This window comes from Metabacillus sp. GQ13 (assembly GCF_059758525.1).
Genome location: NZ_JCAXET010000005.1, coordinates 88,044 through 111,938, shown reverse-complemented (window position 1 = coordinate 111,938; position 23,895 = coordinate 88,044). Strand labels below are relative to the sequence as shown.

The window sequence follows — 23,895 nt, the reverse complement described above, 5'->3', positions numbered from 1 at the left end:
TGACGAATAACCACTAGTTTTGTCATTGAGCAGGAAAACAAAGGTTCAATCAAGAATCTCTCTTTATCCAGAAATTAAGGAGGGGTAAAACCTTGAGTTTAGCGATTGAACTTGATGTAAGAGAAACTGTTTTATGTATTCGGTTGTCTGGTGAGCTAGATCATCATGCAGCTGAAGACTTGCGAACAAAAGTTACCGAAATACTAGCAGCAAACCCTATTAAGCATATTTTGTTAAATCTTGAAAATTTAGCTTTTATGGATAGTTCTGGTTTGGGTGTAATTTTAGGTAGGTACAAACAAATAAAAGCAGCAGGAGGAGAAATGGTTGTTTGTGCAATTTCCCCTGCTGTACAACGATTATTTGATATGTCTGGATTATTTAAAATTATTCGTTTAGAAGAAAATGAGCAAAAAGCGTTGCTTAAGTTGGGGGTGGCTTCATGAAAAATGAAATGAACCTCCAATTTTCAGCACTTAGCCAAAATGAATCGTTTGCTAGAGTGACAGTTGCTGCTTTTATTGCGCAATTAGACCCTACAATGGATGAATTGACTGAGATAAAAACAGTAGTATCCGAGGCGGTGACTAATTCCATTATTCATGGATATGAAAATGATCCGAATGGGATCGTCTATATAACAGCTACATTGGAGGATGGCATCATTCATTTGACGATTCGCGATGAAGGGATAGGAATTTTAGATATCGACGAAGCTAGACAACCGCTCTATACGACGAAACCCGAGTTAGAAAGATCGGGAATGGGTTTTACGATCATGGAGAATTTCATGGACGAGATTAATGTAGAGTCATATGAAACAAGAGGAACAACAGTAAGATTGACAAAACACTTATCGAAAAGTAAAGCTTTATGCAATTAAAGGGAGACTTGCTATGGATGTGGAGGTCAAGAACGATAACTCGAAAACACAGTTAAAGGATCATGAAGTCAAGGAATTAATACGCCGTAGTCAAGAAGGCGATCAGAGCGCTCGAGATCTCATTATTCAGAGAAATATGCGTCTCGTTTGGTCTGTTGTTCAACGCTTTTTAAACCGCGGTTATGAACCTGATGATTTATTTCAAATAGGAAGTATTGGGTTACTTAAATCTGTTGATAAATTTGATTTATCATATGACGTTCGATTTTCAACTTATGCTGTTCCGATGATCATAGGAGAAATCCAACGATTTATCCGCGATGATGGGACTGTAAAAGTTAGTCGGTCATTAAAAGAACTAGGAAATAAAATCAGACGTGCTCGAGATGAACTTTCTAAAACAATGGGTAAGGTACCCACTGTAACAGAAATCGCAAACTACCTAGACATTTCTCCCGAAGATGTGGTTCTGGCTCAAGAAGCAGTAAGAGCACCTTCCTCGATCCATGAGACGGTGTATGAAAATGATGGTGATCCAATCACCCTACTAGATCAAATAGCGGATAGTACCGAAACAAAATGGTTTGATAAAATTGTACTAAAGGATGCGATCCGTGATCTTGATGAAAGAGAAAGATTGATTGTTTACTTAAGGTACTATAAAGATCAAACACAATCAGAGGTTGCTGATCGACTTGGGATTTCCCAAGTACAAGTTTCCCGTCTTGAAAAAAAGATCTTACTGCAAATGAAGGATAAAATGAATCAATAGAAACCATTTAGCTAAGTAGATTAGAAAGACCCTCATTTAAAAATATGGGGGTCTTTTTTGCTGTATATGAAACCTTCATTCCTTACATAACTTTCCCCAGCATGGTAATTATTGGACTTCCTAATCTTGCATGATTAAAAATCTGCCAATGCATACTACATATACAACCAAAACAAATCATTAGGAAGTGAATTTTGATGGGAAAGACAGTATATATAAGACTTCGACATCGAATTCAAGTACATCCTCTTGATGTCATTACAATTGATGAAATAGCAATTGTTGTCGGACATAAGGAGTTGGTAGAAAAATTAAAAGAAATAATAATCCACAAAGTTACAAAGAGCGATAAAAATATGGTGGTAATAGACGTTATGCATCTACTAAGGGCAATACATAAATATGACCACCTTATTGATGTTCAAACTATAGGAGCGTCACAAACAATCGTCGAGGTTGTTAGTGAAAAGAAAAAGGTTTCGCCATTTCTTTTTTGTGTTGTATGGTTATTGCTATTTATTGGTGCAGGTCTTGCAATTATGAACTTCCACGAGGACGTGAGTATGCTGCAAGTACATCAACGAATTCATAAGATTGTGACTGGGAAAGAAAATGCACAGCCCCTCTTATTGCAAATTCCATATTCAATAGGATTAGGTTTAGGCATGATTTTATTTTTTAATCATTTATTTAAGAAAAGAATTAATGAGGAGCCTAGTCCCCTAGAAGTTGAAATGTTTAATTATCAATTAGATTTGGACCATTATGTAGCAATGAATGAGAGTAAGGAGAAGTTGAACGACCTTGGTCATGATGATCGTTAACAGTGCCATTTTGGTCATTGTTGGTCTGTCGGGTGGACTTGTCGTCGGTTCTGGTTATGTAGCATTTTTAGCTGTACTGGGCGTTATTCCAAGATTAACACAGTTAACTAAAACAAATAAATTCATTCATGTATATGAACTGGCAATCATTCTAGGAACTGTCATTATAGGTTGGATGAGTCTAAGAAACACGATGCTTTTTCAGTCCAAGCTATGGTTAATTCCAATTGGCCTTTTTTGTGGAGTATTCATTGGAATGCTAGCAGCTGCATTAACGGAGGTATTAAATGTCTTTCCAATTCTTGTGAAACGCATTGGTTTTGGTGAAAAAATCCTTATGTTATTAATGGCGATTGTGTTAGGTAAAATTGCAGGTTCACTTTTTCACTGGATTTATTTTGTTAACCAATAAATAAATGGAGGTCTCGAGATGGCGAAGTCTAAAATAAAAGATGATTATAAAAATCAAATTAAGGAATTTCAACCTAAACCATCATATTTTCTAAATTGCATTAAGGCATTCATTATCGGTGGTCTTATCTGTACATTTGGGCAAGTAATAACAAATTTTTATATCAATGTATTAAATTTCTCTGAAAAAGATGCAGCCAATCCAACTGCAGGTACTTTAATACTTTTGGCAGCGATTTTAACAGGTTTTGGGCTATATGATAGGTTAGGTCAATTTGCTGGGGCAGGTTCAGCTGTTCCTATAACTGGTTTTGCCAACTCAATGGCAAGTGCAGCAATTGAACATCGTAGTGAAGGAATTGTCTTAGGTGTTGCTACAAACATGTTTAAGCTGGCTGGTAGCGTAATCGTCTTCGGTGTCGTTTCAGCCTATATAGTTGGAATGATACGTTACTTTTATGGGCTAGTATTTTAAGATGAGGTGGAAATTATGAAATTAATTGGAAAACAAACTTGGCAATTTGAAAATCCATTATTTGTTCATTCGACTGGAACAGCAGTAGGCCCAAAAGAAGCTGCTGGTCCATTAGGTCAGACTTTTGATGTGACACATAAAGAACTTCATTGTGGTGAGGACAACTGGGAGTTAGCAGAACGAAGGTTGATGACTCAAGCAATTGACCATTGCTTAAATAAAGCAAGCAAGACAACGGAGGATATCGATCTTTTATTAGCAGGAGATTTATTAAATCAGAATGTAACAGCTAATTACGTGGCAAGGCAAGTAAGAGTTCCATTTTTATGTATGTTTGGGGCTTGTTCAACATCTATGGAAACAATAGCAGTCGGATCGGCGTTAATAGATGGTGGTTTTGCAAGAAATGTAATAGCTGCAACAAGTAGTCATAATGCTACTGCAGAAAGACAATTTCGTTACCCTACTGAGTATGGAGGTCAAAAGCCTGATACAGCAACTATGACTGTAACAGGAGCAGGTGCAGTGTTAATAGATACGGATAAAAGCAATATTCAGATTACTTCAGCAACGATAGGTACGGTAGCTGATCTTGGTATTACAAACCCATTTGATATGGGATCCGCAATGGCACCAGCAGCTGCAGAAACAATTGCTCAACACCTAAAGGATCTTAACAGGACTGTAGATGATTACGATATGTTTTATACAGGTGATTTGTCAGGTGTAGGAAGTCCAATTCTCAAAGAAATGCTCAAAGAAGAAGGGTATGATATCCATGATAAACATAATGATTGTGGGCTAATGGTATATACACCTGATCAAAAGGTTTTTGCTGGTGGCAGTGGGTGTGGATGCTCAGCCGTTGTAACATTCGGTCACATTTTTAATGAACTTGAAAATGGTCACCTTAATCGTGTCTTGGTCGTTGCTACAGGCGCTTTATTAAGCCCGGTAATGATTCAACAAAAGGAATCAATTCCTACCATTGCGCATGCAGTTGTTTTTGAAAGAACCGATAGGGGTGTGAATAGCTAATGGAGTACATATTAGCTTTTGCTGTTGGCGGTGCCATCTGTGTAGTTGGTCAATTACTCTTAGATATTGCAAAATTAACACCAGCACATGTGATGAGCTCATTTGTTGTAGCAGGTGCAGTTTTAGATGGATTTGGTCTATATGATAAATTGATTGAGTTTGCTGGTGCTGGTGCCACAGTACCAATAACAAGCTTCGGGCATGCATTATTACATGGTGCGATGCACCAGGCGAAGGAACACGGGTTTATCGGGATTGGTATGGGGATTTTCGAATTAACATCAGCAGGAATATCAGCTGCAATCCTGTTTGCATTTATTATGGCACTTATTTTTAAACCGAAAGGATAGGATGATACGTTGACAAAAAGACAGGTGATTTTAGTTACTGATGGAGATGAGTATGCTGCTAGAACAATTGAATATATAGCGGCTAGGATAGGAGGTAGAGCAATTTCTGATACACAAGGAAATCCAACTACTCTAAGTGGACATGATATTGTTCAACTGATTCTTCAAGCTAAAAATGATCCTGTTTTTGTCATGTTTGATGATTGTGGTTTATTAGGTGAGGGTGCAGGTGAAACCGCCTTAAAATATGTAGCGACGCATCAGAAGATCAAAGTACTTGGGGTTATCGCAGTTGCTTCAAAGTCGCATCAAACTGAATGGGCGAAGGTTGATGTCAGTATTGACCGGTTTGGAGAATTAACAGAATATGGAGTAGATAAAAGTGGATTAAAGGATCTAGAGGTAGGGAGGATAAATGGTGATACGGTTTATTGCCTTGACGAATTGGACGTTCCGGTAATTGTTGGAATTGGTGATATTGGCAAGATGGCGCGTAAGGATAGCGTGAAAAATGGATGTCCTATTACGATGAAGGCTGTCAACCTTATATTAGAAAGGAACGGATATCATGGCAACAAAGACTGAAAAACACCCGATTTCACGAAAACTTTCAGAAAATGAGAAATATTTTGAAGAACATGTTGGTTTAAATACGAGCTTCGATTTAGGGATTCGGAAACTGTTTATCTTAAACCACCATGTTAATTTATATTATTTAAATGGTCTATGTGATACAAATTATATTACTCAAATTTTAAAAAATGTTACATCTTTAAGTGACAAAGAAGTAGATCATAATAAATTTAGAGATATCCTAGAAAATCGTATTGTGAACCAGTCAGTAGATAAAATAAATACTCTTGATGAAGTTGTAACTCAAGTACTCTCAGGACTAATTGTATTTTTGATCGAAGGTAGTGACTATGGATTTGTTGTCGACGTTCGTAGTTATCCTGGCCGTGATCCGCAAGAGCCTGACACTGAAAAAATTGTTCGAGGAGCTAGAGATGGCTTCGTTGAAAACATCATTGTCAATACAGGATTGATTAGAAGAAGAATTAGAGATGAACGATTACGATATAAGTTAATGAAAATAGGTGAACGTTCAAAAACTGATGTATGTCTAGCCTTTATAGAAGACGTTGCAGACCCTGGACATGTAAATAAAGTAGAAAAAGAATTAAAAGCAATTAAAATAGACGGTCTAACAATGGCTGATAAATCCGTTGAAGAGTTTATCGTTAAACAAGGATATAATCCTTATCCTCTCGTAAGATATACAGAAAGGCCAGATGTAGCTGCAAATCACTTATTAGAAGGCCACGTAATAATTATTGTAGATACATCTCCAAGTGTTATCATTACTCCAACAACACTGTTTCATCATGTACAGCACGCTGAGGAATATCGACAAGCACCAGCAGTTGGTACTTTTCTTAGATGGGTCCGCTTTTTAGGGATTATGGCCTCGGTTTTCTTGTTGCCACTGTGGTTTTTGTTTGCAATTGAACCATCGTTATTACCGAAGGAAATAGCGTATATTGGCCCTAACGAGTCATCTAACATTCACATTATTGTGCAAATATTTCTCGCGGACTTTGGACTTGAGTTTTTAAGAATGGCGGCCATTCACACGCCAACCTCATTGTCCACCGCAATGGGTCTTATCGCTGCTGCATTAATTGGTCAAATTGCAATTGATGTTGGTTTATTTGTACCAGAAGTTATCCTTTATGTAGCTGTCGCTGGAATTGGAACGTTTGCAACTCCAAGTTATGAACTGAGTGTTGCTAATAAAATATCACGTTTGATCTTATTAATTGCTGTAGCAATCTTTAAGACAGAAGGCTTTGTTATAGGTTGTACTGTGTTTGTTTTACTTCTCGCGAGTATTCGTTCGTTGAACACACCATATCTATGGCCATTTATTCCGTTTAATGCCAAAGCACTATGGCAAATCATTATTCGAACAGCTGTGCCAGGTGCAAAAATAAGACCAAGCATTGTTCATCCTCAAAACGTAAAAAAACAGCCAGAATAGGTGAAAGTGACATTGTAAGAACCCCTCTTTTATGATATTGTATGTTTAATTTAGTGAATGTTTCGTTAACAGTGACAGTAATAACAACTGTATTACTACTGTCCTAATTACCTTTAGATTTAAGCAGATGGCTTTTAAAAATAGATGTAGTTTATTCGGCACAATAGGTAGCATAAATATCTATGGGGACTATATTTTAGATACTTTAATGCGTCGTAAAGAACATTTCTAATTAACAGCCTAGATATAGAAAGAGGGGATCATTTTGTTCTTACATGGTACTAGTAAAGTGAATGAAGCAGGGCATTTAGAAATAGGCGGAGTTGATACGTTAAAATTAGCGAAGGAATACGGAACACCTCTATATATTTATGATGTTGCATTAATTAGAGAACGAGCTAGAAGTTTTAAGGAAGCCTTTGAAAATATGGGTGTAAAAGCACAAGTAGCTTATGCAAGTAAAGCCTTTTCATCAATTGCAATGTTTCAGTTAATCGATGAAGAAGGATTATCATTAGATGTTGTTTCTGGAGGTGAGCTTTTCACAGCTATTTCCTCGGGTTTTCCTGCTTCAAGAATACATTTACACGGAAATAATAAAAGTCGTGAAGAGTTAAAGATGGCTTTAGAACATGGAGTTGGCTGTATTGTTGTCGATAACTTCTATGAAATCGAGCTTCTCCAAGAGCTTTCAAAAGAGTATCATTCAAAGGTGCCAGTACTTTTACGTGTTACACCAGGTGTTGAGGCACATACACATGATTATATAACTACAGGCCAAGAGGATTCCAAGTTTGGATTTGGGTTATTAAATGGGCAAATTGAACAAGCGATTGAAAACGTCCTTGGCCATGATGGGGTTCATTTATTAGGTATCCACTGTCATATCGGATCACAAATCTTCGATACTGCCGGATTCGTTCTCGCAGCAGAAAGAATTTTTGAAAAAATTAATGTCTGGAAAGATCTATTTGCATTTGTTCCTGATGTAGTTAACTTAGGTGGAGGCTTTGGAATTCGCTATACAAAAGAAGATGAACCACTTCCTCCAACATATTATGTTGAACAAATAGTAGAAGCAGTGAAACGACAAGTGAAAGAAATGGGCATTCAAATGCCAGAAATTTGGATTGAACCAGGTCGTTCACTTGTGGGTGACGCAGGGACGACGCTTTATACGACCGGCTCCCAAAAAAATGTTCCTAACATCAGAGACTATGTAGCAATTGATGGAGGAATGAGTGACAATATTCGTCCTGCACTTTATCAGGCAAAATATGAAGCAGTATTAGCCAACAGAGTGAATGAAAAGCATAATAAACTAGTTTCAATCGCAGGGAAATGCTGTGAAAGTGGTGATATGCTAATCTGGGATTTACCGTTACCTGAGGTGAAATCAGATGATGTTTTAGCGGTGTTCTGCACTGGTGCATATGGGTATTCAATGGCAAATAACTATAATAGAATTCCACGCCCTGCTGTAGTCTTTGTCGAAAATGGAGAAGCACAGCTTGTAATAAAAAGAGAAAGTTTTAAAGATCTAATAGTGAATGATTTGCCATTAAAATCGAAAGTAACACATTAATAATCTGTAAATAAAAAAGGACTCTCAAGTCCTTTTTTATTTCTATAAAACTATTTATTATTTTAAAAAGGTGGAATCATTTGATTTCACCTTAACTATTTCTATGAAGACATCGCTGCTTGTTCATCGTTTGTAAAAATCGAAATGATCGCGTTCCAAAGAGCAATAAAGAATTCCTTTACTTGCTGTAAAAAAGTTTGACCTTCTTCAGAATTTAAAAAGTTAGATATTTTATCTTTTGCTTTATCAAGTTGTTGTCCTACTTGATTCCAGTCAATATTAATATTTTTCATTTTATTAAATAACTCAATCAAGCTGTTAATATCTGCCTCTGATAAGGTAATTCCAAGTTCTTTTGCAGCATTTTCTATGAGTGCACGAAGGTCAGCATCAGATTCCGGTACTCCGTTTTTAGCAATTTCATCTTTTATTTTCGCCATAAGTGCAGCAGCATTTTCAGCACCAACTTCATCTCCGAGTTTAGCAGTAGTTACAAGTTCTTCATTCGCAACTTGTTTAACATCTTCAGGAATAACTTCATCTGAAGATAGTTCGTAAGCTTTAATTAATCCTGTTAGTGCAGCGGTACCGGAGACTTCAAAAGGGGCGGTTACATAAATTGTTGCATCCTTAACACCCGCAGTCATAAGTGCATTTAAATACATTTCGTCTGTTACCCAATCAATATTTTTTGTTTTTACTTCAAGTCCTGAACCAGATTTTTCGATTGTAATGCTAGATGAAGAAAGTGCCTTTGAACCAATTGTTGCTTTCGGTATATAATCACCTAAATATTTATGCTCTTCTGCGTTAGATACGGTGATAATTTGATTGTCTTCGGTTGCATTCATTTCCTTTAAAAGGTCTTGTTTTTGTTGCGCAGTTAAGTCCTCTCCAAGTGTTATAATAAGATCGCCTACCACTGCATCAGCATAACTTAGAGTTGGAAAAGCAAATAGTAAACATGCAACTATACTTAAAAGATATTTTTTCAAAGGTGAATCCTCCTTAATTTTAAAGCAATTGACTACCAACATACTTATTATAGATTTTTTTATTGAATGTCAAAAGCTTTTTGATTTGTCATCTAGTAATGAGCTAACTCTAGTTACTAGAAATAAAACTTTGTCCTTTCTGCTAAAAGATTAATTCAATTCTTTTTTTGAACTTACATAAGTAGTACGATAAAATCCAAAAGTTGATTTTTATTAGTCTAGACAAAAATCATTTAGAAAATAGCTTAATTCTTAGCGCGATCTGTTTGCGGTTCATTCCTAGGTTATAGTAGAATAGAGAAGCGTTCATTTCTATTAGACGTATTATACTTAATGGAGGTTACATACATATGAAAAAGGCTCAAATTACAATGGAGAATGGGGATACTCTTTTAATTGATTTATATCCTAATGAAGCACCAGGAACTGTTGCTAACTTCGAAAAGTTAGCAAATGAAGGTTTTTACAATGGTTTAACATTTCACCGAGTGATTCCTGGCTTTGTTGCACAAGGTGGATGTCCAAGTGGAACTGGTACAGGTGGACCTGGTTATACTATTAAATGTGAGACAGAAGGTAATCCTCATAAACATGAAGCGGGTTCACTTTCAATGGCTCATGCTGGAAAAGATACTGGCGGCAGTCAATTTTTCCTTGTACATGAACCACAACCACATTTAAATGGTGTCCATACTGTCTTTGGTAAAGTAACTGAAAATCTTGAGGCTGTTTACAAAATCAAGCCAAATGATGTAATGAAGGAAGTTAAAGTTTACGAAGAATAAGTAACAAAGAGGTTGACTTTAAAAGAGTCAGCCTCTTTTTTTTGATTTCTACAGGAATAAGTAATTAGTTAAAGTGCGGATTGTCTCTTCCTATTAATTGACCATTTTTTAGTGAAGTAGATTCTTATGTCCAACTTGATTATCATGCTTTTCAATATAAAAGTTGCTTAAAGATTGCATCTAACTCATTATAGAGATAAAATAAATTTATAACTTCATATTTCGTTTTACATTCTTCGGGGCAGGGTGGAATTCCCTACCGGCGGTGATGAAGCAAACATGGCTTCTAAGTCCGTGACCCGTTAACATTGTTAGCGGTGGATCTAGTGAAATTCTAGGGCCGACAGTTAAAGTCTGGATGGGAGAAGAATTGCGCGAATTTTTGCGGTGTATTAAATTTCTGTTTTTAAATTAGACATTTAATACTCTTATTTGACATATTCAAATATCAATTTTCCATATAAAAAGCCCTTAGTCTATTGACTATGGGCTTTTTTCGAATGAAAACAATTCAAGTAAACGTAAATATGGCCATCTGTATTAATGAAGGGGGCTATTTTATTATCAAATCATTCATTTATTGTGAAATACCTGCATGTAAAAGAAAGAATTAATCTTATCACAGAATAGTTGGTAGAAATAGCATATAAAGTTTAGAGCAAAGTGAGGGTATTTCATGTTTACAGGAATTATTGAAGAAATTGGGACCATTACTAGTGTTCAAAACTCCAAGGATGCAATTGTATTTACAATTGGAGCTAATAAAATAATAACTGATATGTCTCTAGGCGATAGTATCTCAGTAAATGGTGTGTGCTTAACTGTAACGAACTTTAATACTTCTCAATTTTCAGTAGATGTTATGCCAGAGACAGTTAAAAGTACATCGTTAGTACAGTTGAATAAAGGATCGAAAGTTAATCTAGAGAGAGCTATGGCAGCTAATGGTCGTTTCGGGGGACATTTTGTGTCTGGTCATGTTGACGGAGTTGCCAAAATAATAAAAAAACAGCAAGTTTCTAATGCTGTCTATTATGAGTTGCAAGTAACAGAAGAATTAACCGATTCTCTTATCCATAAAGGTTCAATTACGATTGATGGGATAAGTTTAACGATTTTCGGATTGGAGAAAAATAAGGTTGTTATTTCAATTATTCCTCATACCATTACCGAAACCATTCTCGGTTCAAAGGGAGCGGGGGATATTGTAAATATAGAATGCGATATGATTGGTAAATATATCAAAAAGTTTATTAATCAGCAAATTCAGCCAAGTAACTCTTCATTAAGTAAATCTTTCTTAGAAGATAATGGATTTATGTAGTATAAGCTTAAAAAGGAAAAGACATGAAGGGGGCAAACTCAATGTTTCATACAATTGAAGAAGCGATTGGTGACCTAAAAGAAGGTAAGGTCGTTATTGTAGTTGATGATGAAGATCGTGAAAATGAAGGGGATTTTATTGCATTAGCTGATCAAGTAACACCAGATGTTATTAATTTTATGATTAAACATGGGCGAGGACTTGTTTGCGTTCCAATTACTGAGAAGCAAGCAAAGAAATTGGACCTTACACCTATGGTGAATAAGAATACAGATCCACATGGCACAGCGTTTACAATAAGTGTTGATTATAAGACGAATAAAACTGGAATTAGTGCGTTTGAACGTGCAGATACAGTAAAGGCTCTCCTTTCTGATGAATCTAAAGCAACAGATTTTAAACGACCAGGCCATACCTTCCCTTTAGTTGCAAAAGAAGGTGGAGTGTTGAGAAGAGCTGGACACACGGAAGCGGCAGTAGATTTATCGATTTTAAGCGGTGCAAAGCCAGGTGGTGTCATCTGTGAAATCATAAAAGAAGATGGGACAATGGCTAGGGTGCCTGATCTATTAAAAATGGCAGAACAACTTGAGTTGAAGATTATTACCATTAAGGATTTAATTCAATATCGAAACCGTAGCGAAAAGCTGGTAAATAGGGAAATTGAAATTGAATTGCCGACTGAATTTGGATCTTTTAAAGCAATAGGTTATTCAAACTCACTTGATGACAAGGAACATATTGCTCTTGTTAAAGGTGAAATCAGCATGAATGAACCGATTTTAGTTAGAGTCCACTCTGAATGTTTAACGGGAGATGTCTTTGGATCATATAGATGTGATTGTGGACCACAATTACATGCTGCACTAGCTCAAATTGAGAAAGAAGGTAAGGGTGTTCTGTTATATATGCGCCAAGAAGGTAGAGGCATAGGACTTCTAAATAAAATGAGAGCCTATAAGCTTCAAGAGCAAGGATTAGATACTGTAGCAGCAAATGAAAAGTTGGGATTTGCACCTGATCTAAGAGATTATGGTATTGGTGCGCAAATATTAAAAGATTTAGGAATTGATAGCATGAAACTCTTAACGAATAACCCTAGAAAAATTGCAGGATTAGAAGGTTATGATTTAAAAGTTGTTGACCGAATACCGATTGAAATGCCTGCAAGAAAAGAAAACGAACAATACTTAAAAACAAAGTTTGAAAAACTAGGTCATTTCCTTCATTTATAAAATTCTCCAATAGAAGGGAAAAAACTTTGCAAAGAATTGCTTTTAAACTATCTAAACACATATTAATATTGGTTTCTTAGATTTCTTACTTTTAGCCAATATTGATATGTTTGAATAATCGTTTAGAATAATAAATAACTAAATAATTTTAATCGAAATTTTTCATAAATACTTCAAATCTAAATCTAGTCGTTTTGACACTAGTATTTATCATTTGGAATTATTAAAATTTATTAGCCGAAGAAAGATATACTATATAATTATTTCAGGAGGAATTACTTATGAAAACATTTGAAGGACATTTAATAGGTAGTGGTTTAAAGGTAGCAATCGTAGTTGCGCGTTTTAATGAATTTATTACATCTAAACTTCTTGGTGGAGCAGAGGATGGTTTAAGAAGACATGGTTTGGATGAAGAAAGTATTACAATTGCTTGGGTCCCAGGAGCATTTGAATTACCTTTGGTTGCCAAAAAATTAGCTGAATCGGGTAAATATGATGCAGTTATTACTTTGGGTACAGTTATTCGAGGGGCAACAACGCATTATGACTATGTATGTAATGAGACTGCTAAAGGTGTTTCCCAAGCATCTTTAACAACAGGAATTCCAGTAATTTTTGGTCTGTTAACGACTGAAACAATTGAGCAAGCAATTGAAAGAGCTGGCACGAAAGCAGGAAATAAAGGCTATGAGGCTGCAGTTACTGCGATTGAAATGGCAAATTTACTAAGAACTATACAATAATTCAATTAAATGTGTTTAAAATAACATGAAAACTGTTTATAATGAATGTGTTGAGAAGAGATAATAATAAGTTAGATATATTAAAATTTTATCAACTATAGATTCAACATGCAGATTATTGCTTTCGCTTTTTAAGAAAGATATTTCGTTAATGAGGGGTATATATGTTAATACGCTTTAAAAAAAGTTTTGAAAAAATTGCCATGGGTCTACTGTCATTTATGCCAGCTGAAAAAGATCTAAAGCAATTACAACAAACAATTAAACAATATGAAACTGCAGACGATTGGCAATTGTTTCTTTGGAAACAAGGAGAAGACATAATCGGGGCTATTGGTGTTATTTTCAAAGGGGAAGACTTTGTCGAAATACAACATGTCACTGTGAATCCTTCTCATCGCCAACAGGGTATTGGTAAAAGTATGATGACCGCCGTGCAAGGTCTCTACAAAACCAAATCTGTTGTACCAAATGACGAAACAGAAGCATTTTTTGAAAAGTGTAAAGACAATAAAGATTTAGATTGTTAGTGAAGTCAAAAAGGCTGTCTAAAAAGTATATACTTTTTAGACAGCCTTCTTTATAGTTTAGCGCAATTATAAAATTCTTGTACTGTAGTTAAGTGCTCTGACAAATAGTTAATATCGAATCGTTATCACTTTTCGTGTTTCCTATATCTCATTGCAGTGTGCTTCAGTTCATACATCACTGAACGGGCTTATGCGCTTTCGCTTTTTTAAGAGTTCTTAGCGTTTTTTCTAAGTTCCAGCTGTTGGTTTCTTTCGGCTATAACAGTAGACCGATTTCGTTTCTTGTGTTTATGAATGAGAAATTCATTTGATAGGTCGCTTTCTTGTCCCCAATTTAACTGTGAAGTTTCACAATGCCGCTGGCATATTTGTAATAATTTTTTATCGTTTATGGGGAGGTTTATACTGTAATAAGCTTGTTTATCTGCAATTTCCTTTTTTCGTTTATTCAATATATCTAACAACTCTTCACTATGTATACCTAGCGTCAATAAGGCATTACGATCGTTCTCTAACAAAGTTAACGCATTCGATATCATTTTCAGTGCTCCTGGAAAGTTGCCTCGACGATGGTGGTATAAACCTACAGCAACTTGTATAAGTCCAACCCAGTATGGTTTACGTTGATTGGGTGGGTCACTTTTCCAATGTTCCTCTAACACCTCATGACACTCGAAATAATCCCGTTCACAATGAAAGTAGATAAGATAATTTATATAAGCTTGATCATACATACTAATTTTCACCTCTTTCATACATTACTAATTTAATTTTTCACAAAAAGCTACCAATTGACACGAACCTTTTTGTTGGAATAGAGGTTATTATTATATAATAGGCTATTTGTTTTTGATAGGTATTTGATTTGCTTGGTAGATAGTCAATTAAAATGATTTGAGAAATAAAAGGCTGCTATGTGCAGCCTCTATATGATTATTATAACCAAGCAGCACCGACAATGATTAATAAGATAAACAATACAACAATTAACGCAAATCCTCCACCGTAGTTAAAACCTTGTTCGCCCATTTTTATTTCCTCCTTTATATTGCTCTTACATTTGTAATATATGAGTAAAGAGCCGTGTGTGTATAGGCGGATACCTATTTTTTGCTCATTTCACTGTATGGGGTTACTTTCTAAATAGTATGTGATTTTTAGACGTAGTAAAAAGCTATGTACATAAAATATTAATAAATACAAGAACATCCTAGTTATGTGATGAATGTTCTATTACTCTTTCATTAAAAGAAAAGATAATTAGGATAAAACTGTTAATTTTATATGGAATTTATCGATAAACCTAAAAAATATTGGACATGAAGAAAATTTCCTCTATACTAAATTGTGGCTAGTTGTAAGGAATGGTGGGAAATAAATTGCAATATCATGTAAAAATTGATGCATTCGAAGGTCCATTAGACCTATTACTTCATTTAATTAATCGTTTAGAAATTGATATATATGATATTCCGGTTAAGGAAATCACGGAGCAATACATGCTATATATCCACACAATGCAGGAGCTAGAGCTTGATATTGCTTCTGAATATTTAGTCATGGCGGCTACATTGCTATCAATTAAAAGTGGAATGCTTTTACCTAAACAAGAAGAGGAACTATTTGACGAAGAATTCGGAGAAGAACCAGAAGAGGATCCTCGTGAAGAATTAATGCGGAGGCTAATTGAATATCGAGTTTATAAAGAAGCTGCAGATGATCTTCGTGAGCTTGAAGAGGACAGGTCACAGGTCTATACGAAAGCACCAAGTGATTTAAGTGAATATGGAACACAAGTAGTCAACCAAACGAATTCTTTGGATATTACGTTATATGACATGCTTGGCGCCTTTCAAAAGATGCTAAGAAGGAAAAAAATTCAAAAACCAATGCAAACAAAAATAGCTAGACAGGAAATTCCTATTGATAAAAGGATGGATGAGATCCTAAAGGATTTACACGAACATCCTGGCAGAAGGCGGTTTGTTGATTTGTTTCCGTCAAACAGTAAAGATCACTTAGTTGTTACATTTTTAGCGATATTGGAATTAATGAAATCACATTTGATTTTAATTGAACAAGAAAATAATTTTTCAGATATTTTTATAATGGGGAGTGAGTAGCATCATGTCCTTAGGTCTAATTGAATGGAAATCAATTGTTGAAGCTCTTTTATTTGCTTCAGGAGATGAGGGTCTCTCATTAAAACAGTTAATTATTGTTTTAGAGCTCGAAGAACATGAAGTCATTGGCATATTAGCAGAGCTGTCAGATAGCTATCAAGCAAAGGAAAGAGGCATTGACTTAGTAGAAGTTGCTGGTCATTACCAACTGACTACGAAAAAGGAACATGCAAATTTTTTGAAAAAATTAGTGGAAGCACCAGTAAATACTTCCTTATCACAAGCAGCTCTGGAAACATTAGCGATTATTGCCTACCAACAACCGATTACTAGGATAGAAATTGAGGAAATTCGTGGAGTGAAAACAGAAAGACCAATCCAGACACTTGTTTCAAAGGTGCTTATTAAAGAGCTTGGAAGGGTAGAAGGGACTGGGCGCGCTATTTTATACGGTACAACAAAGGAATTTCTTGAATACTTTGGATTAAAATCCATTAAGGAACTTCCGCCCTTACCAAATAAAGCAAGTGATGAATATGAGCAGGAAGAAGCTGACCTGTTTTTTGAAAAGTTTAATGAAACGTTTGAGGATATATAAGAATCAGTGACTGATCAAATGAACTACAAATTGTAGTTTTTTTGATCAGTTTTTTATTTAGAAAAATTATTCGAATTACTAGTATAGATTAATTATGTTAAGAAAGTTTTTAATAGATATGGAAGAAAAATATCAGTGAATCATTCAGGGTTTTTGAAATTTACAATCATAAGCTTTGTCCACGTGCATAAACTTGTACAAAACAAGTAAGGGGACGTGGATGCATTATGCCGTACATCAAGATTGTTTTATCTGGTTTTATTATTACCATTTTGCTTTTTACACTCTTTCCACATCATTCATCTGCAATTGGCGTAAGTGCCCAAACTGCGATATTAATAGAGCAAGAATCTGGAAGAGTCCTCTTTGAAAAAGAAGCAAATAAAAAAATGAGAATTGCTAGCATAACAAAGATCATGACAGCCATTCTTGCTATTGAATCAGGGAAACTAGATGAAAAGGTTACCGTAAGTGAAAATGCTCTAAAAGCAGAAGGATCGGCCATTTATTTACAAAAGGGGGAAAAAATAAAATTAGAGGATTTAGTATATGGGTTAATGCTTAGGTCAGGAAATGATGCTGCCGTGGCAATTGCAGAATATGTTGGAGGGAGTCTTGAAGGATTTGTTGTCATGATGAATCAAAAGGCAGAAGAAATTGGGATGACTAATACACATTTCGCTAACCCACACGGTCTTGATGATCACGAAGATCATTTATCTACCGCCTATGATATGGCTTTATTAACCCAATATACTATGGGGAACGAGATTTATCGAAAAGTAACAAGTACTGAAACACATAGAGCACCCAATCCAAATGAAAAATGGGACAGAGTATGGCATAACAAAAATAAATTACTAACTAGTCTTTACGAATATAGTACAGGTGGGAAAACTGGGTATACGGTACGTGCTAAACGTACTCTCGTGTCAACAGCATCGAAGGATGGATTTAATACAATTGCAGTAACTTTAAATGATTCTGATGATTGGAGAGATCATCAGAATTTACACAACTATGCGTTCGAGCATTATGAACTTGTGAACATAAAGAAACAAGGGACACTTGATAAAATAGATAATGAATTTTATAAAAATAACGTATTTATTGATCGCAATGTTCTTTACCCATTGACAGCAGAGGAACAAAAAAAGGTGAAGATTAATGTTTTCCTGAAAACTCCTGATAAGGATTGGGATGATTCCGAAGATGTTCCTAATGTTGTCGGTGAAATGACGGTGAAGCTTGATAAGAAAGAAATTACTAGCGTGCCAATCTTCTATGAAAATGGTGAGAATGAAAAACCAAAAGATTCTTTTTGGAATTTATTTAAAGGGATATTTTCTTCAATATCCGGGGTAACTCAAAATGGTTAATATTATATGGGTTCTATTGACGTTAATTGGTATTGTTTTTGCCATGTTTAACGGAACAATGGATGAAGTAAATGCAGCTATCTTTAAAGGAGGAAAGGAAGCAGTAACGATATCCCTTGGATTAATTAGTGTACTAGTCTTCTGGCTTGGTTTAATGAAGATCGCGGAAAAAGCAGGGTTATTAGAGAAACTTGGTCGTTTATTTAAGCCTATTGTGACAAGACTTTTCCCTGAGGTACCTCCGGAACATCCAGCTATGGGTTATATGCTTTCAAATATGATGGCTAATCTATTCGGCTTAGGAAATGCTGCAACACCTCTAGGGATTAAAGCGATGGAACAGTTAAAAGTGCTAAATGGAAATTCTGATAAAGCCAGCAGATCTATGATTACATTCTTAGCAATTAACACATCTAGTTTAACCTTGATTCCGACAACTGTAATTGCGATTATGATGACCTATGGTTCTTCATCACCAACAAGTATAGTAGGACCAACTTTACTAGCGACATTTATATCGACTCTCGGGGCAATTATAATAGATCGATTCTTTTATTTTAGGAGAAAGAGAAAAGGGTGATCAAGAATGGGAATCATTAGTGTTATATCATTATGGCTAATACCAGTAATTATCGGTTTTATTTTACTATATGGTACCTTAAAGAAGGTCCCTACTTATGAAATATTTGTTGAAGGCGGAAAAGAAGGAATTACCATCGCTTTTTCAATCATTCCTTATTTAGTAGGAATGCTAGTTGCTATTTCGATATTTCGTGCCTCAGGAGCTCTAGAATTCTTAATGAATTTAATGAAACCTTTATTGGTGGCTCTTCATATTCCTGCTGAAATTGTTCCGCTCGCGTTTATACGCCCGATATCAGGTAATGCAGCGCTTGGGATCACTTCAGATATAATTGCTACATACGGTCCTGATTCCTTTATTGGAATGCTGGCAGCGACAATGCAAGGAAGTACTGATACAACGTTGTATGTATTAACAGTTTATTTTGGGGCAGTGGGTATAAAAAAAATGGGCGATGCGCTAAAAGTAGGTTTGCTTGCTGATCTAGTCGGGATTATCGCATCATTAGTTATCGTTACACTGTTGTTTGGATAATTGTGAATAAATGATATTCTTTTTAAAACTACTCACACGGGGTAGTTTTTTTGTTTAGGAAACTATAAAATTTTTGTGTAAAAGAGCTATAATCCCTTTGAATACAGAGATTAGGTAATGGGGAATATTTGATAATTCTAGGATAAAAAACAGGAGGGAAAGTATGGTATGATGGTAAAGCACAATTTGTCGTATAATACCTAAACTTGTGAAAAAAATAGGAAAGCATTAATATATTAACGAGGTGAACGGAATGGAACGCTTACAAAAAGTAATTGCACATGCAGGTGTAGCATCTAGAAGAAAAGCTGAACAATTAATTGCAGAAGGAAAAGTAAAAGTGAATGGAAAAGTAGTAAAGGAACTCGGTATCAAGGTTAACGAACAAGACCGTGTAGAAGTTGAGGGGGTTCCTCTAGAACGTGAGGAACCAATATATTTGATTTTGTATAAGCCGACAGGAGTTATTTCAGCTGCTAAAGATGATAAAGGAAGAAAGGTTGTTACCGACTTTTTCCCATATATAAAACAACGTATCTATCCAATAGGAAGACTAGATTATGATACATCTGGAGTCTTGTTACTTACCAATGACGGAGATTTTGCCAATAGTCTTATGCATCCTCGATATGAGGTTGAAAAAACATATGTTGCAAAGGTAAAAGGAATTCCTTCTCGCGAAATGATAAGAAGACTAGAAAAAGGTGTTCAACTTGAAGATGGAAAAACAGCTCCAGCAATTGTTAAGGTACTATCAATTGATAAGAGAAAGCAAATGGCTATAATAGAGCTGAAAATACATGAAGGTCGAAATCGTCAAGTTAGACGAATGTTTGAAGCAATTGGACATCCAGTTCAAAAACTTAAACGAGAACAATATGCATTTTTAGATTTAAGAGGTCTTGTCACAGGTGATTCAAGAGAACTATCACCACATGAAGTTAAGCAACTTCGCTCTCTTGCTCTACACGGAAAACAAGGAAAACAAGGGAAATAATTTCACATAAACTTCAAAAAGTGCAGTAAACCATCTATTTAGAAAATGATATAATATACGTTGAATGTTAAAAGCCTTTTTCGAAAAGAGTACGAAGACAGGGGTAAATACGTAAAGTAGTGCTTGATACGAAGAACAACAATCTTTGCGGAACTATCTATGTTTAAAGAGTAGGGGAGTTTGTAAATGAAGAAAAAACGTTTACTCATGCGCTCTATTATCCTAATTTTATTAATTGGTGCAGTTGGTTATACGTTATATTCGAATTTCTTTGTCAGTAAAGAGAAAGTAAAGGTTGGGAGCGTAGCACCTGATTTTGTATTAACGGATTTAGAGGGAAATGAACATCAGCTATCAGAATATCGAGGCAAAGGTGTATTTTTAAACTTTTGGGGGACTTGGTGTGAGCCATGTGAACGTGAAATGCCTTTTATGGACAATCAATATGAATACTACAAAACAAAAGGTGTTGAAGTATTAGCTGTTAATATTGCTGAATCTAATATTGCTGTTCAAAGCTTTGCCAATAAATTAGATTTAACATTTCCTATAGTACTTGATAAAGATCGCCAAGTATTAAATGCATATGGAGTAGGGCCACTACCAACAACGTTTTTAATTAATCCTGAAGGCAAGGTTATACATATTACTTCAGGCTCTTTAACAGAAAGAATGGTAAAGGATTTTATGGAACAGATTAAACCTTAATGGGGAGTTTTAGCATGAAAAAGGTACATTGTGAGTGTGGTCATGCAAATCCACAAGGTACACATATATGTGAATCTTGTGGAAATCCAATAGGAGAAGATGAAAAGTTAGAACCTAAAAAACTATTGGATATGAAATATGATGGAACTGCAAGACGCTCTCAAACGTATAAAAAAACAATGGTTGATAAAGTTTGGAATTTTTTTTCATCAGTAAAAGTAGGAATTTGGATTATTGTCTTACTTTTAATTGCCTCAGCATTAGGAACAGTATTCCCGCAGGAATTGTATATTCCACCAACAGTAACAGCAAGTGAATTTTACAAAGACGAGTATGGGATTTTGGGTCAATTGTATTATGATTTAGGTTTTCATAATTTATATGGTTCATGGTGGTATATGACCTTAGTAGCTTCACTAGGTATATCACTTGTTATCGCGAGCTTAGATCGTTTTGTGCCATTGAATCGTGCCCTAAAAAAACAAGGTGTAACGAGACACGAATCGTTTATGAAACGTCAAAGATTATTTGGTGCTACGAAAACAAAGGATTTTAATGTAGAAACGATCAAAGAACGACTTTCTTCTCGTCGTTATAAAGTTAGAGAAGAAAATGGTAATCTATTAGCAGAAAAAGGTCGCTTTTCTAGGTGGGGTCCATATGTAAACCATTGTGGATTAATTATTTTCTTAATAGGGGCTATGCTCCGAACTGTACCTGGGATGTATGTGGATGAAGTTCTCTGGCTTAGAGATGGGGAAACTGCCGTTATACCAGGGACAGAAGGAAAGTACTACCTTGAAAACAAAGAATTTATTATGGAAGTTTACGAAAAAGAAAAGGAAAATGAAGTCTTTGGTGATGCAATATCACGTGTAGGCGACGGTAGTGTTGTTAAAAACTTTCAATCGAATGTTGTCTTATATGAAAGAGAAGGAGAAATTGTACATGGTGCAAATCCGGATCTTAAAGAAATTAAACAACAAGAAATTCGCGTGAATGAACCACTCAAAGTTGATTCTTTTTCACTTTATCAAGTGGATTATAAACTAGATGAATTAAACAAAATGACATTTAGTTTAATAGACAAAACCTCAGAAAAAAGTTTTGGTCAGTTAACCGTGGACCTTATAGATCCTGAAAAAATTTATGATCTAGGAAACGGTTATAAGGTGGAAATTTCAACTTATCTTCCTGATTTTTACTTTGACGATAAAGGTGTTCCAAATACGAAAACTCGAATACCGAACAATCCGGCATTTGTGTTTAAAATGATCACTCCCGATAAGCCAAAAGGTGAAACAAGTTTTGTTGCTATTCAACAAACAATTGAGCCTTCAGAAGATAATAAATACAAAATGAAATTTGAAGGTGTAGAAACGAAAAATCTAACAGCCTTAACAGTTAGAAAAGATTTGACTCTTGGTATATTAGGACTCGGTGGTGCAATCTTTATGATCGGTGTTATTCAAGGAATGTATTGGAACCATCGTCGTATTTGGATTAGACGAAGTGGTGATGAGATCTTAATCGCTGGACATACAAATAAAAATTGGTATGGTTTGGGCAATGAGATAAAAACAATAGTAGAAGGTACTTCTTTGACAGACCCAATAGATCAATTGGAAAAGAATGTAGAAAAGGAGGGTTAATGTGGCGGCAATTAGTAGTACATTTTTAGAGATTGCATTCGTTTTGTATTTGATTGCTATTTTTCTCTTTGGAGGTTCAATAAGAGACAAACGAAGCAAAACGAATAAGATGAGTAAATGGACCATTCTAGCAATAAGTGTGACTATTCTTGGCTTTGCTTCACAATTTGCTTATTTTATTACAAGATGGATTGCATCAGGACATGCACCTGTAAGTAATCTCTTTGAGTTTACAACTGCATTTGGTATGATGCTCGTGCTTGCTTTTATTATTCTATTTTTTATATACAAGGTAGCAGTTCTTGGTTTATTTACGTTACCTATAGTCATTCTGATTATCGCGTACGGCAGTATGTTCCCATCAGATATTAGTCCATTAATTCCGTCCCTACAAAGTCACTGGTTATACATTCACGTGACAACAGCAGCATTGGGACAAGCTATTTTATCAATAAGTGCAATTGCAGGTATTATCCACCTTATAAAAGTAGTTGATCAATCGAAATCGACTAAAAAAACATTTTGGTTAGAGTCGATTATGTATATTTTGGTTGTTACTCTTGGTTTTATTGTTATTACAATGACATTTAAAGGTCTTGATTATCAAGCTGACTTTAATTGGATTGATAAAAACGACCAAGCAGTAACTATGACTTTCAACTTACCAGCTTTAATAGGTCCTAATGAAAGTGAATTGTTAACTGAAGGAAAGTTTGAACCATTTATGGAACTGCCAGCATTGTTTGCTGCTGACAAAGCAAACACGGTCATTTGGTCAGTACTGGTTGGAACTATACTTTATGGTTTGTTTAGACTACTCTTCCGTAAACGAATAGCTGCATTAATCCAACCTCTTACTAAAAATGTTAATTTAGATATAGTCGATGAAATTGGCTATCGCTCAGTTGCAATTGGCTTTCCAGTATTTACACTTGGAGCGTTAATATTTGCAATGATTTGGGCTCAAATCGCTTGGACACGATTTTGGGGTTGGGATCCAAAAGAAGTGTGGGCTCTGATTACATTTTTATTCTATGCTGCATACTTACATTTACGTCTGTCAAAGGGCTGGCATGGTGAAAAATCAGCATGGCTAGCTGTCATCGGATTTGCAATTATTATGTTTAATTTAATCTTTGTAAACCTAGTTATTGCCGGACTACATTCATATGCATAAATAAAAGTAGAAGCAAAATACTATTTCATATTCTATAAAAATGCTATGTAGTATGATGAAAAGTGCAATGCTGCTATAAAAAGCCTTCACTCCTATGCAGTGAAGGCTTTTATTAAAAGGTTTTTTATTGAACAAATATATTTAAAAAAT

General features: G+C 35.3%; 28 protein-coding genes and 1 riboswitch. Of the genes, 25 read left to right on the top strand and 3 right to left on the bottom strand.

Annotated elements, in window-relative coordinates:
* The first annotated feature begins 92 nt into the window (after positions 1-92).
* The 11 genes from spoIIAA (at position 93) to lysA (ending at position 8,379) form a co-directional block, all read left to right on the top strand.
* Complete coding sequence (spoIIAA, locus tag AC6CHR_RS07580; protein WP_498247975.1) at positions 93-446, top strand: anti-sigma F factor antagonist; 354 nt, start codon at positions 93-95, stop codon at positions 444-446.
* Complete coding sequence (spoIIAB, locus tag AC6CHR_RS07575; protein ID WP_498247973.1) at positions 443-883, top strand: anti-sigma F factor; 441 nt, start codon at positions 443-445, stop codon at positions 881-883. The genes spoIIAA and spoIIAB overlap by 4 nt, the downstream gene beginning before the upstream one ends.
* Positions 884-896: 13 nt before the next feature.
* A complete protein-coding gene (gene sigF, locus AC6CHR_RS07570; protein ID WP_498247972.1) occupies positions 897-1,655 on the top strand; it encodes an RNA polymerase sporulation sigma factor SigF in 759 nt (252 codons plus the stop codon).
* A 197-nt stretch (positions 1,656-1,852) separates the two neighbouring features.
* Positions 1,853-2,479 carry a stage V sporulation protein AA gene (locus tag AC6CHR_RS07565; protein WP_498247971.1) on the top strand — a complete coding sequence of 209 codons (627 nt, stop codon included), beginning with the start codon at positions 1,853-1,855 and terminating at the stop codon, positions 2,477-2,479.
* Positions 2,469-2,891: a stage V sporulation protein AB gene (locus AC6CHR_RS07560; RefSeq protein WP_498247970.1), complete on the top strand. Its 423-nt coding sequence runs from the start codon at positions 2,469-2,471 to the stop codon at positions 2,889-2,891. Before AC6CHR_RS07565 ends, AC6CHR_RS07560 begins: the two co-directional genes overlap by 11 nt.
* Positions 2,892-2,909: 18 nt before the next feature.
* A complete protein-coding gene (gene spoVAC, locus AC6CHR_RS07555) occupies positions 2,910-3,365 on the top strand; it encodes a stage V sporulation protein AC (protein WP_498247969.1) in 456 nt (151 codons plus the stop codon).
* Positions 3,366-3,380: 15 nt separating this feature from the next.
* A complete protein-coding gene (gene spoVAD, locus AC6CHR_RS07550) occupies positions 3,381-4,403 on the top strand; it encodes a stage V sporulation protein AD (protein WP_498247968.1) in 1,023 nt (340 codons plus the stop codon).
* Positions 4,403-4,753, top strand: a complete 351-nt coding sequence (spoVAE, locus tag AC6CHR_RS07545) for a stage V sporulation protein AE (RefSeq protein WP_498247967.1) — start codon at positions 4,403-4,405, stop codon at positions 4,751-4,753. Before spoVAD ends, spoVAE begins: the two co-directional genes overlap by 1 nt.
* Positions 4,754-4,762: 9 nt before the next feature.
* Complete coding sequence (gene spoVAEA / locus AC6CHR_RS07540) at positions 4,763-5,338, top strand: stage V sporulation protein SpoVABEA (protein WP_498247966.1); 576 nt, start codon at positions 4,763-4,765, stop codon at positions 5,336-5,338.
* Complete coding sequence (locus tag AC6CHR_RS07535) at positions 5,322-6,794, top strand: spore germination protein (RefSeq protein ID WP_498247965.1); 1,473 nt, start codon at positions 5,322-5,324, stop codon at positions 6,792-6,794. Before spoVAEA ends, AC6CHR_RS07535 begins: the two co-directional genes overlap by 17 nt.
* A 265-nt stretch (positions 6,795-7,059) precedes the next feature.
* Positions 7,060-8,379, top strand: a complete 1,320-nt coding sequence (lysA, locus tag AC6CHR_RS07530) for a diaminopimelate decarboxylase (RefSeq protein ID WP_498247963.1) — start codon at positions 7,060-7,062, stop codon at positions 8,377-8,379.
* Between the two features lie 101 nt (positions 8,380-8,480).
* On the opposite strand, the gene AC6CHR_RS07525 is transcribed toward lysA, so the two are convergent.
* The gene (locus tag AC6CHR_RS07525) at positions 8,481-9,374 is read right to left on the bottom strand and encodes a DUF1002 domain-containing protein (protein ID WP_498247962.1); all 894 of its coding nucleotides are present in this window, start codon (positions 9,372-9,374) and stop codon (positions 8,481-8,483) included.
* A 350-nt stretch (positions 9,375-9,724) separates the two neighbouring features.
* Between AC6CHR_RS07525 and AC6CHR_RS07520 the strand changes: the two genes are divergently transcribed.
* From AC6CHR_RS07520 to AC6CHR_RS07500, 5 genes are all read left to right on the top strand, one after another.
* Positions 9,725-10,159: a peptidylprolyl isomerase gene (locus AC6CHR_RS07520; RefSeq protein WP_498247961.1), complete on the top strand. Its 435-nt coding sequence runs from the start codon at positions 9,725-9,727 to the stop codon at positions 10,157-10,159.
* 228 nt (positions 10,160-10,387) lie between these two features.
* A riboswitch (FMN riboswitch) is annotated at positions 10,388-10,533 on the top strand.
* Between the two features lie 302 nt (positions 10,534-10,835).
* Positions 10,836-11,483, top strand: coding sequence for a riboflavin synthase (ribE, locus tag AC6CHR_RS07515; protein WP_498247960.1), 648 nt, complete (start codon positions 10,836-10,838; stop codon positions 11,481-11,483).
* A 41-nt stretch (positions 11,484-11,524) separates the two neighbouring features.
* The gene (locus AC6CHR_RS07510; RefSeq protein ID WP_498247959.1) at positions 11,525-12,718 is read left to right on the top strand and encodes a bifunctional 3,4-dihydroxy-2-butanone-4-phosphate synthase/GTP cyclohydrolase II; all 1,194 of its coding nucleotides are present in this window, start codon (positions 11,525-11,527) and stop codon (positions 12,716-12,718) included.
* Positions 12,719-12,999: 281 nt separating this feature from the next.
* Positions 13,000-13,464, top strand: a complete 465-nt coding sequence (gene ribH / locus AC6CHR_RS07505; RefSeq protein ID WP_498247958.1) for a 6,7-dimethyl-8-ribityllumazine synthase — start codon at positions 13,000-13,002, stop codon at positions 13,462-13,464.
* 164 nt (positions 13,465-13,628) lie between these two features.
* On the top strand, positions 13,629-13,994 hold the full coding sequence (locus AC6CHR_RS07500) for a GNAT family N-acetyltransferase (RefSeq protein ID WP_498247956.1): 366 nt from the start codon (positions 13,629-13,631) through the stop codon (positions 13,992-13,994).
* A gap of 206 nt (positions 13,995-14,200) precedes the next feature.
* Here AC6CHR_RS07500 and AC6CHR_RS07495 read toward each other — a convergent pair whose 3' ends face one another.
* Positions 14,201-14,728 (bottom strand): DUF309 domain-containing protein, encoded by a 528-nt coding sequence (locus AC6CHR_RS07495; protein WP_498247955.1) that lies wholly within the window; start codon positions 14,726-14,728, stop codon positions 14,201-14,203.
* A gap of 202 nt (positions 14,729-14,930) precedes the next feature.
* Entirely contained in the window at positions 14,931-15,023 is a 93-nt protein-coding gene (locus AC6CHR_RS07490; RefSeq protein ID WP_498247954.1) for a YjcZ family sporulation protein, read from the bottom strand.
* Positions 15,024-15,358: 335 nt separating this feature from the next.
* Between AC6CHR_RS07490 and AC6CHR_RS07485 the strand changes: the two genes are divergently transcribed.
* The 9 genes from AC6CHR_RS07485 to ccsB all read left to right on the top strand — a co-directional run bounded on the left by AC6CHR_RS07485 (position 15,359) and on the right by ccsB (position 23,745).
* Positions 15,359-16,117 (top strand): segregation/condensation protein A, encoded by a 759-nt coding sequence (locus AC6CHR_RS07485; protein WP_498247953.1) that lies wholly within the window; start codon positions 15,359-15,361, stop codon positions 16,115-16,117.
* A 4-nt stretch (positions 16,118-16,121) separates the two neighbouring features.
* Positions 16,122-16,715, top strand: coding sequence for an SMC-Scp complex subunit ScpB (scpB, locus tag AC6CHR_RS07480; protein ID WP_498247952.1), 594 nt, complete (start codon positions 16,122-16,124; stop codon positions 16,713-16,715).
* 227 nt (positions 16,716-16,942) lie between these two features.
* Complete coding sequence (locus AC6CHR_RS07475; protein WP_498247951.1) at positions 16,943-18,094, top strand: D-alanyl-D-alanine carboxypeptidase family protein; 1,152 nt, start codon at positions 16,943-16,945, stop codon at positions 18,092-18,094.
* On the top strand, positions 18,087-18,674 hold the full coding sequence (locus tag AC6CHR_RS07470; RefSeq protein ID WP_498247950.1) for a nucleoside recognition domain-containing protein: 588 nt from the start codon (positions 18,087-18,089) through the stop codon (positions 18,672-18,674). Before AC6CHR_RS07475 ends, AC6CHR_RS07470 begins: the two co-directional genes overlap by 8 nt.
* A gap of 6 nt (positions 18,675-18,680) precedes the next feature.
* Entirely contained in the window at positions 18,681-19,211 is a 531-nt protein-coding gene (locus tag AC6CHR_RS07465; RefSeq protein WP_498247949.1) for a spore maturation protein, read from the top strand.
* A 253-nt stretch (positions 19,212-19,464) separates the two neighbouring features.
* A complete protein-coding gene (gene rluB, locus AC6CHR_RS07460; RefSeq protein WP_498247948.1) occupies positions 19,465-20,208 on the top strand; it encodes a 23S rRNA pseudouridine(2605) synthase RluB in 744 nt (247 codons plus the stop codon).
* A 186-nt stretch (positions 20,209-20,394) separates the two neighbouring features.
* A complete protein-coding gene (gene resA, locus AC6CHR_RS07455; protein ID WP_498247947.1) occupies positions 20,395-20,916 on the top strand; it encodes a thiol-disulfide oxidoreductase ResA in 522 nt (173 codons plus the stop codon).
* Positions 20,917-20,930: 14 nt separating this feature from the next.
* Positions 20,931-22,568, top strand: a complete 1,638-nt coding sequence (gene resB / locus AC6CHR_RS07450) for a cytochrome c biogenesis protein ResB (RefSeq protein ID WP_498247946.1) — start codon at positions 20,931-20,933, stop codon at positions 22,566-22,568.
* Position 22,569: 1 nt separating this feature from the next.
* Entirely contained in the window at positions 22,570-23,745 is a 1,176-nt protein-coding gene (gene ccsB, locus AC6CHR_RS07445; protein WP_498247945.1) for a c-type cytochrome biogenesis protein CcsB, read from the top strand.
* The last annotated feature ends 150 nt before the right edge of the window (positions 23,746-23,895 follow it).